Genomic DNA, 16,887 nt, shown 5'->3' on the forward strand with positions numbered 1-16,887 from the left:
CGGTGACGGCGCCACGCCGGGGACGGATGCCGGGTTGCGGCGTGTCGTGCGACGGACTGGTGTTTTCGCACCCGACGAGGGGTGGCCGCCGCCGGTCAGGCTTCGGCGCGCAGGGCGGCCTCGACGGCCTGCAGCCCGGCGAGCGTCTCGGCGAACGAGGTCGACAGCGGCGAGAGGCCGATCCGAAGACCGCCGGGGTCGCGGTAGTCGGGAATGACGTCCTGCGCCCACAGCCGCGCCGTCACCCGACGCATCGCCGGATGCGAAAGGGTCACGTGCCCGCCCCGGGCCGCGGCATCCCGCGGCGAGGCGACCGTGACGCCGTGGGGCTCGAGCAGCGCGTCGGCCACTCGCACCGCGAAGTCGGTGAGCGCGATCGACTTCGCGCGGATCGCCTCGATGCCGACGGCTTCGATGAGCGCGAGCGTGTCCTGCATCGCCAGCATGCCCACGATCGGGGGTGTGCCCGACAGGAAGCGGCGCATCCCGGTCGCCGGAATGTACGACGGGCCCATCGCGAACACGTCCGCGGCACCCATCCATCCCTGGATCGGCTGCACCAGGCGGTCCTGCAGCCTCGAGGCGATGTAAGCGAACGCCGGCGATCCGGGTCCTCCGTTGAGGTACTTATACGTGCATCCGACGGCGATGTCGAAGTCCCACGCGTCGGCCTCGACCGGTACCGAGCCGGCGGAGTGGCACAGGTCCCACACGATGAACGCGCCGGCCTCGTGCGCGATGCGCGTGAGGGCCGGGGCGTCCGCCAGGAATCCCGACCGGTAGGCGACATGCGACAGCAGCACGACCGCCGTCTGCGGCCCGACCGCCTCGCGCAGCAGCTCTGGCGTCACGCCGGAGGTCACGTCGACCGGGCCCACGCCGCCCGAGGCTCCGTGGGACGCGCCAGCGGCGCGTGGAGAGGCCGGGGGGACGACCCACCGCACGCGTCCGCCCCGCTCGGCGGCGATGCCCTCGACGACGTACCGGTCGGTGGGGAAGTTGTCGCGGTCGACCACGATCTCGACCCGTGCGGGGTCACTCGCGACGGCGGCGTCGAACGCCGCCCGCACGAGCTTGTACAGCAGCACCGTGGTCGAGTCGCCGACGACCGTCTGTCCGCCTGCCGCGCCGATCGCCGCGCGGCCGATGGCGTCGCCGATCTCGAAGGGCAGCTGCATCCACGATTCGTCCCACCCGCGGATCAGCCGGCCGCCCCATTCGTCACGCGTGAAGGCGGCGAGTCGATCGACACTCGCCCTCAACGGCCGGCCCAGCGAGTTGCCGTCGAAGTAGACCAGCGAGGTCTCGGCGCCGACGAACGCGTCGCGGTGCCCTCGCAACGGGTCGGCGTCATCGAGGACGGATGCTTCCGCCTGCAGCAGCGCGATCGGCGCGCCGTCGGCAGCCCCGTCCGCCACCGGTTCAGTTCTCGTCATGGATGAGCTCCTCGCTCGGCACGACGGTCGCCGCGGAGATCCACGCGGGCACGTCATCGAGGTCGGCCGGCTGCGGGCCCGGCACGAACGTCGACACACCCGAGAGCTCTTCGACCCGCGGCCAGGGCGCCACCATCGACTCGATGAGCGCCGCTCCGCGCACGCCCGCGGCGTCGAGGGCTGCGACCTCGGCCTGATTCACTCCCACCGGCAGCTCGCCGTTGCCCAGGTCGGTGCCGTAGAGCACCTGGCCGCCGGCCGCCGCGAAGCCGGCGAGATTGACGCGGGCCCGGTCGGCGGACTCCGGATCGCCGTCGTGGATGGCGAGGGTCGAGATCCAGCGCTGGCCGGCCGCGACCGCGCGGGCGGTGAGGCGGCGGCCCATGTGCTCGGTGAACGGCGTGTGCGCGAGCACGTCGACACCGGCGTCGATCGCGAGCTGCAGCATCCCTTCGCCCTCGACATGCCCGACGACGGGCAGACCGCGCTCGCGCGCGCTCGCGACGACGGCATCGAGGGTCGTGCGGTCGAACACGGGCCCTGCCGCACTGTTGAGCGAGACCTTGATGACGGATGCCCCGAACGAAGCCTGCTCGTCGACCGCGGTCGCCGCCCCGCCGTGAACGCCCGGGTGGGTCGAGGGGCTGGTGATCTCGCGGGCGATCGCCGGGGGCGCCCACGATCGTCCGACCGGATACCCGCCGGGCGCCGTCAGGAACGCGCCGGCATATGCCACTCGCGGAATGCCGCGGCTGTCGAGGCGCGCGAGGGCGACCGGGTCGCCGCCCATGTCGACCACTCCTGCGATCCCGCCGCGCGCGAGCAGGCCGGCGTCGATCAGATGCAGGTGCACGTGATGATCGATGAGAGGTGGCAGGGAGACGCCGTGCTCGCCTGTGATCGCCCGACGGCACACGGCGGCCCGCTCGCCGAGCAGTGCGTGCAGCGCGTGGGTGGAAGCCCGTTTGGCGCTGCGCGACGGCGTGTCATCGGAGCTGCGCGAGGAGGGTTCGTCCATCACAGCTCCGTCCGCACCGCGTACAGCTCGGGGAAGAACGTCAGGTCGAGCGCTCGCCGCAGGAATGAGGCACCGCTCGAGCCGCCGGTTCCGGTCTTGTGCCCGATGATGCGCTCGACCGTCTTGAGGTGCCGGAAGCGCCACAGCTGGAAGTCGTCCTCGAGGTCGACCAGCTCCTCGCACGTCTCGTACGCGGCCCAGTGCGTCTGCGGGTCGGCGTAGATCGCGACGAAGACGGGCACCAGTTCAGGGCTGTACGTCCACGCCTGCGTGACGTCCCGCTCGATCAGCTCGGCCGGGATCGGGTAGCCCGAGCGGGCGAGCATCCGCAGGAACTCGTCGTAGAGGCTCGGCGCCTCCAGCGCCGCGCGCACGAGCTCGTACGAGGCGGGCTCCGACTCGAACACCCGCAGCATGCCGGCGTTCTTGTTGCCGAGGGTGAACTCCACGGCGCGGTACTGGGCCGACTGGAAGCCGCTGGCGTGACCGAGCACGCCACGGAACTGGCCGTACTCGGCGGGCGTGAGCGTGGCCAGCACCGACCACTGCTCGGTCAGGGTCTTCTGGATGTGCTTGACCCGCGCGATGCACTTCAGTGCGGGCGCGAGCTGATCCTCACGCAGGTATCGGCACGCGGCGGCCAGCTCGTGCAGCACCAGCTTGAGCCACAGCTCGGTGGTCTGGTGCTGCACGATGAACAGCAGCTCATCGTGGTGCTCGGGGTCGCTCAGCGGACGCTGCGCCGACAGGAGGGTCGCGAGATCGAGGTACCCGCCATAGGTCATGCGATCGGCGAAGTCGGTGACGACCGTGCCTTCGATCGCCCGGGTATTGCGTTCGACGCCTTCGCTCACGGCCTCAGCCTAACGAGCAACCTTTCGCGCCCCTACCCCCGCGGAGCCGGGCTCGGGATGGAGCTGACGGGAGGGTGGGCGTGTCCCCTTCTGGGAAGTCGGGGTAGGGCCCCTTGTCCCAGAAGGGGACACGCCCACCCGGCCCCATGAGTCAGATGAGCGAGAGCTCGCGGAGCTTGGCTTCGACGTCGGCGTTCGACGGTTCGACGTGGTGGGAGGCATCCGGATACACCACGACGGGGATGTTCGTACGTCCTGAGATGTCGCGGGCGACATCGGCGGCGGCCGGGTCGGCGACGAGGTCGACGTAGGTGTACGAGACGCCGAGCCCGTCGAGCTGGTGCTTGGTGCGGATGCAGTCACGACACCAATCGGCGCCGAACATCGTGATCGTCGATGCAGAAGTCATCCCTCCATCCTCCCCCGAGAATCCTGGGCGGGCTCCGAGCGCGGACCCGTCTCACCCGACGACATGTGGCTGTCATTTCCGCGTGGGAAGATGGGCCGCAGTGCAGCTGTCGATCATCGTCCCCACCTACAACGAGGCTCCCAACGTCGCGGAGCTGGTTCGTCGCGTCACCGTGGCCGTCGAGAGTGTGTGCGTCGAGGCGGGCGTTCCGGGCGGGCTCGAGGCCGAGATCGTCTTCGTGGACGACAGCACGGATGCCACACCCGACGTGATCCGCGAGGTCGCGGCATCCGCATCCGTTCCTGTCCGCCTCATCCATCGCACTGTGGCCTCCGGGGGCCTGGGGGGCGCCGTGCTCGAGGGGTTCACCGCGGCCGAATCCGACGCGTGCCTCGTGATCGACGGTGATCTGCAGCATCCGCCCGAGAAGATCCCCGAGCTGTGGGAGCGATTCTCGCGCGGCGACGTCGACGTCGTGGTCGGCTCGCGCTATGCCGGCGGCGGCACGTCGCACGGCCTCGCGGATCGCACGCGGGTGCTCGTGTCGAAGGTGTCGACGGCCGTGACACGGGCGATGTTCCCGATTCGGCTGAAGGACGTCAGCGACCCGATGACGGGGTTCTTCCTGATCGACCGCCGCACCGTCGATCAGGCCGTGCTGCGCCCGCGTGGCTTCAAGATCCTGCTCGAGATCCTCGCGCGCCGCCCGCTGCGGGTGGCCGAGGTGCCGTTCGACTTCGCCGACCGGCACGCCGGGGAGTCCAAGGCGTCAGTGCGCCAGGGCGTGCACTTCCTGACGCAGCTGACCGCGCTGCGCTTCGGCAAGATGTCGCTGTTCGCGGTCATCGGCGGGCTCGGCGCCGTCGCGAACGTGGCGATCGTGTGGGCGTTGACCCAGCTCGGCGTCGGCTACATCGTCGCCGCGATCATCGCGGCCGAGGCGACCATCATCGGCAACTTCCTGCTGCAGGAGCGCTTCGTCTTCCACGACATGCGGCACTCCGCGGCGAGCGGCTGGCTGCGCTTCGCCAAGTCGTTCACGTTCAACAACGCCGAGGCGCTGGTGCGCATCCCGATCATCGCGCTCATGGTCGAGTCGTGGCATTTCTCGGCCGTCGTGGCGACGGCCATGACCCTCGTCGTCGCGTTCTTCGTGCGCTTCGTGTTCCACTCGCTGGTCGTGTACGCCCCGCGCAAGGCCGGCGCGGAACCCAGCCGAGCGCGCCGCATCGTCGAGGAGCTCGACGCGCAGGTCATGGAGCCCGGCGAGCTCTAGAGGAGGGATGCTGCAGGCTGCGGCATCCGCTCGATCCGGCGTTACGCACCCTCGAGAGCGAGCGTGCCGTCGGTCTCGATGTAGCGTTCCCCGGACTCGGGGCATCGCCAGGTGCCGTCGTCCTGCTGGATGAGCGGCTTGCCGAGGCGCCCCACCCAGCCGATGCGGCGAGCCGGGACTCCGACGACGAGCGCGTGGGCGGGGACGTCCTTCGTCACGACCGCGCCCGCGGCGACGAGCGCCCAGGCTCCCACGGTCAGCGGCGCGATGCACACCGCGCGCGCTCCGATCGAGGCACCGCGCTCGATCGTCACGCCGACCGCGTGCCAGTCGTCCACGCTCTTGAGCGAGAGGTCGGGGCCAGTCGCACGCGGGAACTCGTCATTGGTGAGAACCGCGCCCGGCCCGATGAACACGCCGTCGCCGAGGCGCGCCGGTTCGTACACGAGGGCGTAGTTCTGCACCTTGCACGCATCGCCGAGCACGACTCCGGGTCCGATGTAGGCACCGCGTCCGATGTTGCAGTCATCGCCGAGTGTGGCGCCCTCTCGCACCTGCGCGAGGTGCCAGACGCGCGTGCGGGCGCCTAGCTCTGCCGACCCGGCGACATCGGCGGTGGGCTGGACCACGGGGGCGTCGGACATGATGCGGTCTCCTCGAAAGGGTTCGGTGGGCTTCGTCGTCGGCTCGTGTCTCTATGATGAACCGCGGGAGGCGGGGACGTGACACAGTATGGCGTCGTGGGGGCCGGCATCGTGGGTCTCGCCGTTGCACGCGCTCTCGCCCTCCGTGGCGACGACGTCGTCGTGTTCGACAAGGAGGAGCGCGTCGCCGCCCACCAGACCGGGCACAACTCCGGTGTCGTGCACGCCGGGATCTATTACGCGCCTGGATCGCTCAAGGCCGAGTTGTGCGCGCGGGGACGCGTCGCGATCCGCGACTTCTGCCTGGACCGAGGGCTGCCGTACCGCGAACTGGGCAAGCTCGTGGTGGCGGTGGACGAATCCGAGCTGCCGGCGCTCGCGGCGCTCGAGGAGCGAGCGACCGCCAACGGCGTTCCGGGACTGACGCGCGTCGACGCCGACGGCGTCCGCGAGATCGAGCCGGCCGCAGCCGGTGTGGGTGCTCTCCACTCGCCGCGGACAGCCGTGGTCGACTATGTCGCGATCGCGAAGGCGATGGCGGACGATGTCCGGGATGCCGGCGGTGAGGTGATGCTCAACGCCGAGGTCACCGGGATCCGTCGCGAACCGAACGGCGTGATCGTCGAGACGTCGACCGCGGCGCGGCGGCTGGATCGGCTCGTGGTGTGCGCAGGCTTGCATTCCGATGCGGTCGCCGCCCTGGTCGGCGCCGACCCGTCGCCTCGGATCCTGCCGTTCCGCGGCGAGTACTGGCAGCTCGACCCGATGCGCGCGGATCTCGTGCGCGGAATGATCTATCCGGTCCCCGATCCGCGGTTCCCCTTCCTCGGAGTGCATTTCACCCGCGGATACGACGACCAGGTGCATGTGGGGCCCAACGCCGTGCCGGCGCTCGCGCGCGAGGGATATACCTGGCGTGACGTGTCGGTACGCGACACCTGGGCATCGATGACATGGCCCGGCGCATGGCCGCTCGCGCGCCAGCACTGGCGGATGGGGATCTACGAGACGTGGGGGTCGCTTTCGAAGTCGGCGTACTACCGTCGCGCTCGCCGCTTCGTGCCGGCGCTCGAGCCGCGCGATCTCACGATCAAGACTGCAGCGGGTGTGCGCGCGCAGGCGTGGGCGCGTGACGGGTCGCTGCTGGATGACTTCGCGATCGATGTCGTCGGCCCGGTCACGGTGCTGCGCAACGCGCCGTCGCCGGCCGCGACGTCTTCGCTCGCCATCGCGGAGCACCTGCTGAGCCGGCTCTGATCGGCTAGGGGCGCGCGGGGCGCCGCGCAGCACCTTGCGCAAACCTTGAGGGAATCGGCTTCCGTTTCCGTACTCGGCGTCGCTAGACTCACCGAGGGGAATCACTGCGTCCTGCGTCATGGGGAATATCGACGCGAGTCGCAGCTCCGGTCGTGGAGGGGTCCACGACCGACGCTTACCCGTTGCTTGCAACGGGAATTGGGGAATCATGACGAACGTCACCTGGGGATCGCACGTTCCGTCGCGCCGTGTCGCGCGCGGGGCCGCACTGCTCGCGATCGTCGCGCTCATCGTCAGTGCGCTCATGGCCTTCCAGCCGCCGGCGCGCGCCGCCGCGGCCAGCCCGTGCGGTCCGACCGTCAACGCCATCGTGTGCGAGAACCAGAAGCCCGGCACCGATCCGGCGATCTGGGATATCTCGGGGGCCGGCGACCCGTCGATCCAGGGCTTCGCGACCGACATCTCGGTGAACGCGGGGCAGAGGGTCTACTTCAAGATCGATACGGATGCCTCCGACTATGACGTCGAGATCTACCGGACCGGCTGGTACCAGGGTCTCGGTGCGCGTCTCATCACCACGGTCGACCCCTCGGCGACGTTGCCGCAGACCCAGCCCGAGTGCATCTCGGACGTGACCACGGAGCTCTACGACTGCGGCACCTGGGGGGTTTCCGCTTCGTGGAACGTTCCCGTCGACGCCGTGTCGGGTGTCTATCTCGCTCGCCTGGTCCGAAAGGACGACGGCGGCGACAGCCACATCATCTTCATCGTCCGAAACGACGGGAACACGTCCGACGTCGTTTTCCAGACCTCCGACCCGACGTGGCACGCGTACAACTCCTACGGTGGTTCGGACTTCTATCAGGGAGCGGCGAACGGACGCGCATACAAGATCAGCTACAACCGGCCCTTCGCCACACGCGCAGGCGTGACGGCTCGCGACTTCTATTTCGCCAGCGAGTTCGCCACCGTCCGGTTCCTCGAGCGCAACGGCTACGACATGAGCTATATCGCCGGCGTCGACACCGACCGCCGCGGAAATGAGCTGCTCAATCACAAGGTCTTCCTCTCGGTCGGGCACGACGAGTACTGGTCCGGCGCGCAGCGGGCGAACATCGCGGCTGCCCGCGACGCCGGGGTGAATCTCCAATTCCTCACGGGCAACGAGGGGTACTGGAAGACCCGGTACGAGAACTCCGTCGACGGCTCGAGCACGGCGTACCGCACGCTCGTGTCGTACAAGGAGACCTGGGGCAATGCGGCCAATCCCGGTGGGGCCAAGATCGATGCGTCGAGCCCGGAGTGGACGGGCACGTGGCGTGATCCCCGCTTCGCGGAGGCGTCGCAAGGCGCGCACTCGCCCGAGAACGCGCTCACCGGCACGATGTACATGGTCAACCACAACGACCTCGCTGTGACGGTCAATGCGGAAGAGGGCAAGACGAGACTCTGGCGTCACACGGACCTCACATCGCTGGCATCCGATGCCACGGTCGCGCTCGCCCCGCACACGGTGGGATACGAATCCAATGAGGACATCGACAACGGGTTCCGTCCGGCCGGCCTCATCCGGCTGTCGACGACCAACGGCCCCACACCGCAGTATTTGACCGACTACGGCAACACCGTCGTCGAAGGGACCACCGAGCACCACGTGACCCTCTACCGAGCCGCGAGCGGCGCGCTCGTGTTCTCCGCGGCCAGCATCCAGTGGGGCTGGGGTCTCGACCAGGAGCACGACGGTGACGGCGCCCCGGCGGACCCGCGCATGCAGCAGGCCCAGGTCAACCTGCTCGCCGACATGGGCGCGCAGCCCGGTTCGCTGATGCCGGGCCTGATCGCAGCGACGAAGAGCACCGACACGACGGCTCCCACCACCACGATCGCCACCCCCACGAATGGCCAGTCCATCGCGCACGGCACCGTCGTCACCGTGAACGGCAGCGCGTCGGACGTCGGCGGACGCGTGGCCGGGGTCGAAGTGTCGACAGACGGTGGCGCGACGTGGCGCCTCGCCTCGGGGACGACGTCGTGGACCTTCTCGTACGTGCAGCAGGGCTCAGGGACGGCGACGGTGAAGGCTCGCGCGATCGACGACAGCGCCAACTTCGCACCAGCGGGAGCCTCCGTCTCGGTCACCGTCGGTGGCCCGTACTCGGTGTTCGGGAACACGGTGCCCGCTCTCGGTGCCGTCGACGACCAGTCGTCAGCAGAACTCGGCCTCCGGTTCACCGCCGAGGTCGACGGCTACATCTCAGGCGTCCGCTTCTACAAGGGCGCGACCAACACCGGCCAGCACACCGGCGCGCTGTGGTCGGCGCAGGGTGCGCGCATGGGCACCGCCACGTTCGTCGGCGAAACCCCGAGCGGCTGGCAGACTGCCCTCTTCGCGGAGCCGATCGAGGTCGTGGCCGGGCAGCAGTACACCGTCTCGTACTCCGCACCCAACGGCGGGTACGCCTACGAGGAGTGGTACTGGCCCTACAAGGCCCGCGCGACCTCACCGCTGAGCGTTCCGACGACGACAGGCGCGACCGCCGCCGGCGTCTACGGGAACACCGGCGCGTACCCGAGCACGACCTACCGCGATGCGAACTACTTCGTCGACGTCGTGTTCGAGGCCGCCCAGGATTCTCCCGTGCGGCTGACGTCCCAGGCTCCGGCGCCGGGGACCACGGGTGTCGCGAAGGACACGATCATCTCCACGCTGTTCACGCGGCCCGTGCAGGCGGACTCGGTGTCGTTCACGGTGACCGCCGAGGGCGGGCAGGTCGTCGCCGGCAGCACCTCCTATGACCCGGCGACCCGTCGCGCGCGCTTCACGCCCTCCGCACCGCTCGAGGCCGTGACTCAGTACACGGTGGCGGTGACGGCGGAACCCGTTGACGCGACGACCTTCGATCCTGGCGCGGCATGGACGTTCACAACCGCGAACGATGCCTCGTCGAACGCGTGCCCCTGCACGCTGTACACGAGCGCCGACGTTCCACCGATCGCCTCGGTCGCAGACTCACGCGTGACCGTCGGCACGAAATTCAGCGTGACGGAGGCCGGGTACATCTCGGGCCTGAGTTTCTACAAGGGTCAGGGCAACACCGGGACCCACGTGGGGAGCCTCTGGGGTCCGAACCAGGAGGAGCTCGCGCAGGTGACGTTCGCGAATGAGACCGCGACCGGATGGCAGACGGCGTGGTTCTCGGCGCCGATCGCCGTCAACCCCGGCGTCGAGTACATCGCGTCGTACGTCGCGCCCGCGGGCGGGTACTCCGCCGGTCCGGGAGCCTTCGCCTCGGGGCTCACCCGCGGACCCCTCGTCGTTCCCGCCTCCGGCGGCGCCTACACCTACGCGGCGGGATTCCCGTCGCAGTCGTCCACGACGAGCTATTTCGTCGACCCTGTCTTCGTCCGGTCGACGTCGGGCCCGCAGCTCGTCTCGACGACGCCTGCGGCCGGGGCGGTGGACGTTGCGCGGACGACGCCGATCTCGGCGACCTTCACCGAAGCACTCGATGCGGTTCCGACCGTCTCTGTCACGGCCGGCGGGAATCCGGTGCCCGGGACAGTTGCCATGTCGCAGGACGCCCGGACCGCGACGTTCACGGCGACCGGTCCGCTGCCATATGACGCGGCGGTCTCGGTGACGATGTCGGGAATCTCGGGAGCGTCCGGCGACGGCAACGACCGTACGTGGTCCTTCCGGACGGCGGTGGACTCGCTGCCGAGCGACGTGACGTTCTTCGGTTCCGGGACCCCTGCCGGTTCGGCCGCGTCCGACGGAACCTCCCTCGAGCTCGGCATGGCGTTCGGGACCTCCGTCGAGGGGCGCATCACCGCGATCCGCTTCTACAAGTCGGCGGGCGACACCGGAGCGCACACGGGCACTCTCTGGTCGTCTGCCGGCCAGCCGCTTGCGACGGTGGCGTTCCAGAACGAGTCCGCCGAGGGCTGGCAGCGCGCGCAGCTTTCCGTGCCCGTCACGATTCTGCCCGGAGAGACGTACACGGTCTCGTACCTGTCGCCGCAGGGCAAGTACACCTTCGCGGGCAACTATTTCACCTCGCCGGTGACGAGTGGACCGCTCACCGCCATCACTCCGGGTAACGGCACTTTCCGCTACGGTACAGGCGGAGTCAAGCCGGAGTCGTCGTGGCAGGCGTCGAATTACTTCGTGGACGTCGAGTTCTCGGCGGGCACGGGCACCGACCCGATGCTCACCGTCACAGCCAAGTCGCCCGAGGGCACCGACGTCGCACCGGACGCCGTCGTGACCGCCACGCTGTCGGCGGACGCGTCCGACCCCGCGATCTCGCTGGCGCGCGATGGCATCCCGGTCCCCGGCGCCTCGGCGTACGACGCCGGGACGCGCACGGTCGTCTTCACACCCGAAGCCGACCTGTCCGAGCTCACGACATACGTCGCCAGTCTCCGGGTCGGCGGACAGCTGCTCCAGGAGTGGAGTTTCACAACCGCTGCGCCCGAGCTCGAGGGAGTCGTCGGGACGCTCTTCGGCGATGCGGTACCCGCCGTCGCCTCGACCGACGACACGTCGCCGGTCGAGGTGGGCACGGCGTTCACCGTGGCCTACCCGGCGACGGTGACCGCGATCCGCTTCTACAAAGGTCCGGGCAACACCGGCACCCACATCGGACACCTCTGGGACCTCGACAGCGAGGAGCCGCTGGCGACGGTGGAATTCGAATCGGAGAGCGAGGCGGGGTGGCAGCGGGCGGTGCTCGCAGAGCCGGTCGCCATCGTGCCGGGACGCACCTATCTCGCCTCCTACTTCGCGCCGAACGGGCGATACGCGGTGACGGGGGCGTACTTCGCGGAACCGGTGCAGAACGGTCATGTCTCGGCGCCTGCCGGCGCGAACGGGCGGTTCGTGTATTCCACCACGGGCGGGAAGCCTCTTCACTCGTGGAACTCGTCGGCCTACTTCGTCGACGCCGAGGTCACGTTCACCGGCAATCCGGACAACTGACCGCAAGAAGATGGACCATCGCGCTGGTTTGGGGACCGGCGCCTGAGGGGAACTGGGGTAATCCGACGTGTCTTCACAACTGAATGTCGCCGTGGTCGGCGCGGGGTACTGGGGTCCGAATCTCGCACGCAACTTCCGTGTGGCCGACGACTGGAATCTCGCTGCGATCTGCGATCTCGACCTCGCCCGTGCGGAACGGGTGGCGAACAGCGTCGGGGGGGTGCACGTGACACAGGATCTTGCGGAGGTGCTCGACGACAGCACCGTCGACGCCGTCGCGATCGCCACTCCTGCGCGCACGCATCATCCGATCGTCTTGGCGGCGCTGGAGGCAGGCAAGCACGTGATCGTCGAGAAGCCGCTTGCCGACACCCGCGAGCGGGGTGCCGAGATGGTGGAACGGGCACGGGACAACGGGCTCGTCCTCATGGCGGACCACACGTACTGCTATACGCCGGCCGTCCTGAAGATCCGCGAGCTCATCGAGGAGGGGGCGCTCGGTGAGATCCTCTTCGTCGACAGCGTCCGTATCAACCTGGGTCTCATTCAGCCCGATGTCGACGTCTTCTGGGACCTCGCTCCTCACGATCTCTCGATCATGGACTTCGTCCTGCCGGGGGGGCTTGATGTCACGTCGGTGTCGGCGCACGGCTCCGATCCGCTCAGGACGGGCAAGTCGTGCGTGGGCTACCTCGCGATGCCGCTCTCCAGCGGCGGGATCGCCCACGTGCACGTCAACTGGCTGAGCCCCACCAAGATCCGTCAGATGGTCATCGGTGGCACGAAGCGGACCCTGGTCTGGGATGATCTCAATCCCCAGCAGCGAGTGAGCGTCTACGACCGTGGCGTCGATCTGGCCCTCCAGTCCAAGGAGACCGCCGACACGCGCGCCGCGAACATCTCCTACCGCCTCGGCGACACGTGGGCACCCGCGCTCCCCGAGCAAGAGGCCCTCGCCAACGTGGCGGCGGAGTTCGCGAGCGCGATCCGCGATGGCCGGCCCGCTCGCACGGACGGCGAGTCCGGGCTGCGCGTGCTGTCGGTGCTCGAGGCCGCATCCGCGAGCCTGGCCGTATCCGGCGCACCCCAGCACGCAGAGACCTACATCAAGGAAGTTCAGGAAGCATGACCCAGCTCGAAGGCACCCACGTTCTCGTCACAGGCGGCGCCGGCACGATCGGCTCCACCCTCGTCGACCAGCTCCTGGAAAGCGGCGTCGCTCATGTCGACGTGCTCGACAACCTGGTGCGCGGCCGGCGCTCCAACCTCGACGCCGCGCTCGCATCCGGGCGAGTGGAGCTGATCGACGGAGATATCCGCGACTCTCGGCTCGTCGACGAACTCACCGCGCACAAGGACGTCGTCTTCCATCAGGCCGCGATCCGGATCACGCAATGTGCGGAAGAACCGCGGCTCGCCCTCGAGGTGCTCGTCGACGGCACGTTCAACGTCGTCGAATCCGCCGCGAAGCACCGTGTCAAGAAGCTTGTCGCAGCATCGAGCGCGTCGGTGTACGGCATGGCTGAGGAATTCCCCACCGACGAGCGCCACCATCACGAGAACAACGACACCCTGTACGGTGCGGCCAAGACGTTCAACGAGGGGCTGATCAGAAGCTTCCGCGCCATGCAGGGACTCGACTACGTGCTGCTGCGCTACTTCAACGTCTACGGTCCCCGGATGGATGTGCACGGCCTCTATACCGAGGTGCTCGTGCGCTGGATGGAGCGGATCGCCGACGGTCAGCCGCCGCTGATCTTCGGCAACGGACAGCAGACGATGGACTTCGTGTGCGTGCCCGACATCGCGCGTGCGAACATCCTCGCTGCACGAAGCGACGTGGTCGAGGGGACCTACAACATCGCCAGCGGGTCGGAGACGAGCCTCCTCGAACTCGCCGAAGCGCTGCTGCGTGCAATGGATTCGGATCTGGGAGTCGAGCACGGCCCCGAGCGCGCCGTCAACGGGGTGGCGCGTCGACTCGCCGACGTCTCGGCCGCGCGGCGCGACCTGGGTTTCGAGGCGACGATCGGACTCGAGGAAGGTCTGCGCCAGCTGGTGGACTGGTGGCGTCCGCTCCGCGAGGAGATCGCGGCCGGGCGAGCGGTCGTCGCGAGATGAGCGTCACGGGCGAGACGGGCGAGCGCATCAATGTGATGGTGCCGTGGCTCGGGCAGGAAGAGGCGGATGCCGTCGCCGAGGTCATCGCGAGCGGCTGGGTCGCGCAGGGTCCGCGTGTCGCGCAGTTCGAGCAGGAGTTCGCGGCGGCGATGCAGGCCAAGTACGCGGTCGCGACCACGAGCTGCACGACGGCGCTGCATCTCGCGCTCATCGTCGCCGGGATCGGGCCGGGCGATGATGTCGTGATCCCGTCCTTCTCCTTCATCGCGACGGCGAACGCGGTGATGTACGTCGGTGCCAACCCGGTCTTCGCCGACATCGATCCCCTCACCGGAAACGTGACGGGTCACACGGTGGCGGAGGCGCTGACTCCGCAGACCCGTGCGGTGATCGCGGTCGACCAGGGCGGCATCCCGGTCGACATCGACGACATCCGCTCTTTCACGGATCAGCTCCAGATCGTCGTCATCGAGGATGCCGCGTGCGGCGCCGGCTCGACCTACAAGAATCGCCCGGTAGGGGCGGGTGCCGAGATCGCGGCTTGGTCGTTCCACCCCCGCAAGCTGCTGACCACCGGCGAGGGAGGAATGCTCACGACATCGCGCGAGGAATGGGCAGTGCGTGCCCGGCAGTTGCGCGAGCACGCGATGAGCGTGTCGGCGGCCGATCGGCACGCCTCGGTTCTTCCGCCCGCCGAGTCCTACGACGAGGTCGGCTTCAACTACCGGATGACGGACCTGCAGGCAGCTGTGGGCATCGTGCAGCTCGGCCGGTTGCCGCAGATCGTGGCGCGTCGACGCGAGATCGCCGCGCGGTACCAGTCGGAGATCGCCGACATCCCGGGGCTGCGTGCGGTCGGGGATCCGGAGTTCGGAACGAGCAATTACCAATCGTTCTGGATCGAGGTGACCGGTGAGTACCCCACCGATCGCGAGGGCCTGCTCGAAGCGCTCGCGCGCGTCGGTATCTCCGCCCGCCGTGGCATCATGGCAGCCCACCGCCAGCTGCCGTACCGCGAGTTGACACCCGAGCAGGGGCTGCCCGAGACCGAGCGCCTCAATGATCGAACACTCATCCTGCCCGTGTTCCATCAGTTGACCGAGGCGGACCAGGGCCGTGTGATCGCGGTGCTCCGCGACCCGGACGGTGCGGAATCATGACCTCCGGTCTGCTGCTGATCGGCGCGAGCGGGCTCGCGCGCGAGGTGCTGGCCGCCGGCATCACCGGTGTCACGGGAATCGTCGACGATGACCTCGAGCTTCACGGAACCGAGCTCGCGGGGGTCCCGGTGGTGGGCTCGCTCGTCGACGCGGTGGAGCGCCCCGAGGCGCTGCTGGTGTGCATCGGACCGAGCCGCAGTCGCCGCAGCGTGGTGCGTCGCCTCAGCGAATCCGGGGTCGCCGATGACCGTTTCACCACCTACGTGGCACGATCGGCGCGCATCGGACGTTCGAGCGTGGTCGCGCCGGGGAGCATCCTGCTCGACAACGTCGTGGTCACGGCGGACGCGGCGATCGGGCGCCACGTGGTGGTGATGCCGAACTGCACGATCACGCACGACGACGTCGTGGAGGATTTCGCCACGCTGGCGGCGGGAGTGTGCCTCGGCGGGACGGTTCGCGTCGGTGAGGCCGCCTACCTCGGAATGAATGCCTCGGTTCGTCAAGGCGTGACGATAGGCTCCGAATCCACGGTGGGGATGGGCGCGGTCGTGCTGCACGACGTGCCCGACGAAGCGACGTGGGTGGGAGTGCCTGCCCGGCAGATGGGAGCGCGCGAGTGAGCACCAACGTGCCGTTCCTCGATCTCGCCGCGCAGCAGGCGGAGGTCGCCGACGAGGTGCTGCCGATCTGGACGGCGCAGTTCGCGGCGGCGGGCTTCATCGGAGGCTCCGAGGTCGAAGCGTTCGAACGCGAGTACGCCGAGTACATCGGGGTCGACCACGTCGTCGGCGTCTCCAACGGCACGGATGCGCTCGAGCTGGCGTACCGCGCCGTCGGAGTGGAGCCCGGCGACGAGGTGATCATGCCCGCGAACACCTTCATCGCAACCGCGGAAGCGGCGTCCCGCATCGGCGCCGTGCCCGTGTTCGTCGACGTCGACGACGAGCATCTCCTGATCGACCCCGCTGCGATCGAGGCGGCGATTACACCGCGGACGAAAGTCATCGTCCCGGTTCACCTGTTCGGTCAGACGGCTCCGATGGAGCACGTGATGCCGATCGCCGAGAAGCATGGCCTGATCGTCGTGGAGGACGCCGCGCAGTCGCAGGGAGCCTCCGGCGCTGCCGGCCGCGCCGGAGCGCTCGGCCGGATCGCGGCCACCAGCTTCTACCCCGGCAAGAACCTGGGGGCGGCCGGCGACGCGGGTGCCGTCATGACCGACGACGCGGATGCCGCAGCGCTGATCCGGAATCTCGCCGCGCACGGCAGCACGGTGAAGTACGTCCATGACCACATCGGCATGAACGCACGATTGGACGCGGTACAGGCACCCGTGCTGCGGGCGAAGCTTCGCCGACTGGACGCCTGGAACGCGGCGCGGGCCGCGGCGGCGGCCCGCTACGCGGAGCTGCTCTCCGGCATCGATGGAGTCCGCATCGCGTCGGTCCGGCCGGGCAACCAGGATGTCTGGCACCTCTACGTCATCCGTGTCGAGGCGCGCGATCGGGTCGTGACAGGCCTCGCGGCCGCCGGCATCGGCGTCGGCATCCACTACCCCACACCCGTGCACCTCACCGAGGCCTACGCCCGGCTCGGGCTACGGCGCGGCACGTTCCCTGTCGCCGAGCGCGCGGCCGACCGCATCCTCTCGCTGCCGATGTTCCCGCACATCACGGAGGCCCAGCAGCAGACCGTGGTCGACGCACTCGAGGCGGCACTGTGAACAGG

Annotated in this window: 13 protein-coding genes; 8 read left to right on the forward strand and 5 right to left on the reverse strand. The window is 69.0% G+C overall.

Going from position 1 to position 16,887, the window contains the following annotated elements; all coding sequences use genetic code 11:
• Positions 1-95: 95 nt before the first annotated feature.
• The 4 genes from ACLKM7_RS07540 to ACLKM7_RS07555 form a co-directional block, all read right to left on the reverse strand.
• The gene (locus ACLKM7_RS07540; protein WP_436446537.1) at positions 96-1,436 is read right to left on the reverse strand and encodes a kynureninase; all 1,341 of its coding nucleotides are present in this window, start codon (positions 1,434-1,436) and stop codon (positions 96-98) included.
• Positions 1,423-2,454: an amidohydrolase family protein gene (locus tag ACLKM7_RS07545; protein ID WP_436446538.1), complete on the reverse strand. Its 1,032-nt coding sequence runs from the start codon at positions 2,452-2,454 to the stop codon at positions 1,423-1,425. The genes ACLKM7_RS07540 and ACLKM7_RS07545 overlap by 14 nt, the downstream gene beginning before the upstream one ends.
• A complete protein-coding gene (gene kynA, locus ACLKM7_RS07550; RefSeq protein ID WP_436446539.1) occupies positions 2,454-3,308 on the reverse strand; it encodes a tryptophan 2,3-dioxygenase in 855 nt (284 codons plus the stop codon). The genes ACLKM7_RS07545 and kynA overlap by 1 nt, the downstream gene beginning before the upstream one ends.
• Positions 3,309-3,459: 151 nt before the next feature.
• Positions 3,460-3,717, reverse strand: a complete 258-nt coding sequence (locus tag ACLKM7_RS07555) for a glutaredoxin domain-containing protein (protein ID WP_436446540.1) — start codon at positions 3,715-3,717, stop codon at positions 3,460-3,462.
• Between the two features lie 100 nt (positions 3,718-3,817).
• Here ACLKM7_RS07555 and ACLKM7_RS07560 point away from each other — a divergent pair, with 100 nt between their 5' ends.
• Positions 3,818-4,993 carry a glycosyltransferase gene (locus ACLKM7_RS07560; RefSeq protein ID WP_436446889.1) on the forward strand — a complete coding sequence of 392 codons (1,176 nt, stop codon included), beginning with the start codon at positions 3,818-3,820 and terminating at the stop codon, positions 4,991-4,993.
• 41 nt (positions 4,994-5,034) lie between these two features.
• Here ACLKM7_RS07560 and ACLKM7_RS07565 read toward each other — a convergent pair whose 3' ends face one another.
• Positions 5,035-5,637: an acyltransferase gene (locus ACLKM7_RS07565; protein ID WP_436446541.1), complete on the reverse strand. Its 603-nt coding sequence runs from the start codon at positions 5,635-5,637 to the stop codon at positions 5,035-5,037.
• Between the two features lie 78 nt (positions 5,638-5,715).
• Between ACLKM7_RS07565 and lhgO the strand changes: the two genes are divergently transcribed.
• The 7 genes from lhgO to ACLKM7_RS07600 all read left to right on the forward strand — a co-directional run bounded on the left by lhgO (position 5,716) and on the right by ACLKM7_RS07600 (position 16,882).
• Positions 5,716-6,894, forward strand: coding sequence for an L-2-hydroxyglutarate oxidase (lhgO, locus tag ACLKM7_RS07570; protein WP_436446542.1), 1,179 nt, complete (start codon positions 5,716-5,718; stop codon positions 6,892-6,894).
• A gap of 208 nt (positions 6,895-7,102) precedes the next feature.
• Positions 7,103-11,875, forward strand: coding sequence for a DUF4082 domain-containing protein (locus ACLKM7_RS07575; protein WP_436446543.1), 4,773 nt, complete (start codon positions 7,103-7,105; stop codon positions 11,873-11,875).
• Positions 11,876-11,942: 67 nt separating this feature from the next.
• On the forward strand, positions 11,943-13,004 hold the full coding sequence (locus ACLKM7_RS07580) for a Gfo/Idh/MocA family protein (protein WP_436446544.1): 1,062 nt from the start codon (positions 11,943-11,945) through the stop codon (positions 13,002-13,004).
• A complete protein-coding gene (locus tag ACLKM7_RS07585) occupies positions 13,001-13,996 on the forward strand; it encodes an NAD-dependent epimerase/dehydratase family protein (RefSeq protein ID WP_436446545.1) in 996 nt (331 codons plus the stop codon). The genes ACLKM7_RS07580 and ACLKM7_RS07585 overlap by 4 nt, the downstream gene beginning before the upstream one ends.
• Positions 13,993-15,156, forward strand: coding sequence for a DegT/DnrJ/EryC1/StrS family aminotransferase (locus tag ACLKM7_RS07590; protein WP_436446546.1), 1,164 nt, complete (start codon positions 13,993-13,995; stop codon positions 15,154-15,156). Before ACLKM7_RS07585 ends, ACLKM7_RS07590 begins: the two co-directional genes overlap by 4 nt.
• A complete protein-coding gene (locus tag ACLKM7_RS07595) occupies positions 15,153-15,779 on the forward strand; it encodes a NeuD/PglB/VioB family sugar acetyltransferase (protein WP_436446547.1) in 627 nt (208 codons plus the stop codon). Before ACLKM7_RS07590 ends, ACLKM7_RS07595 begins: the two co-directional genes overlap by 4 nt.
• On the forward strand, positions 15,776-16,882 hold the full coding sequence (locus tag ACLKM7_RS07600) for a DegT/DnrJ/EryC1/StrS family aminotransferase (RefSeq protein WP_436446548.1): 1,107 nt from the start codon (positions 15,776-15,778) through the stop codon (positions 16,880-16,882). The genes ACLKM7_RS07595 and ACLKM7_RS07600 overlap by 4 nt, the downstream gene beginning before the upstream one ends.
• Positions 16,883-16,887 lie beyond the last annotated feature (5 nt).

Origin of the sequence: Microbacterium sp. I2 (assembly GCF_051364985.1) — a bacterium.
GTDB lineage: Bacteria > Actinomycetota > Actinomycetes > Actinomycetales > Microbacteriaceae > Microbacterium.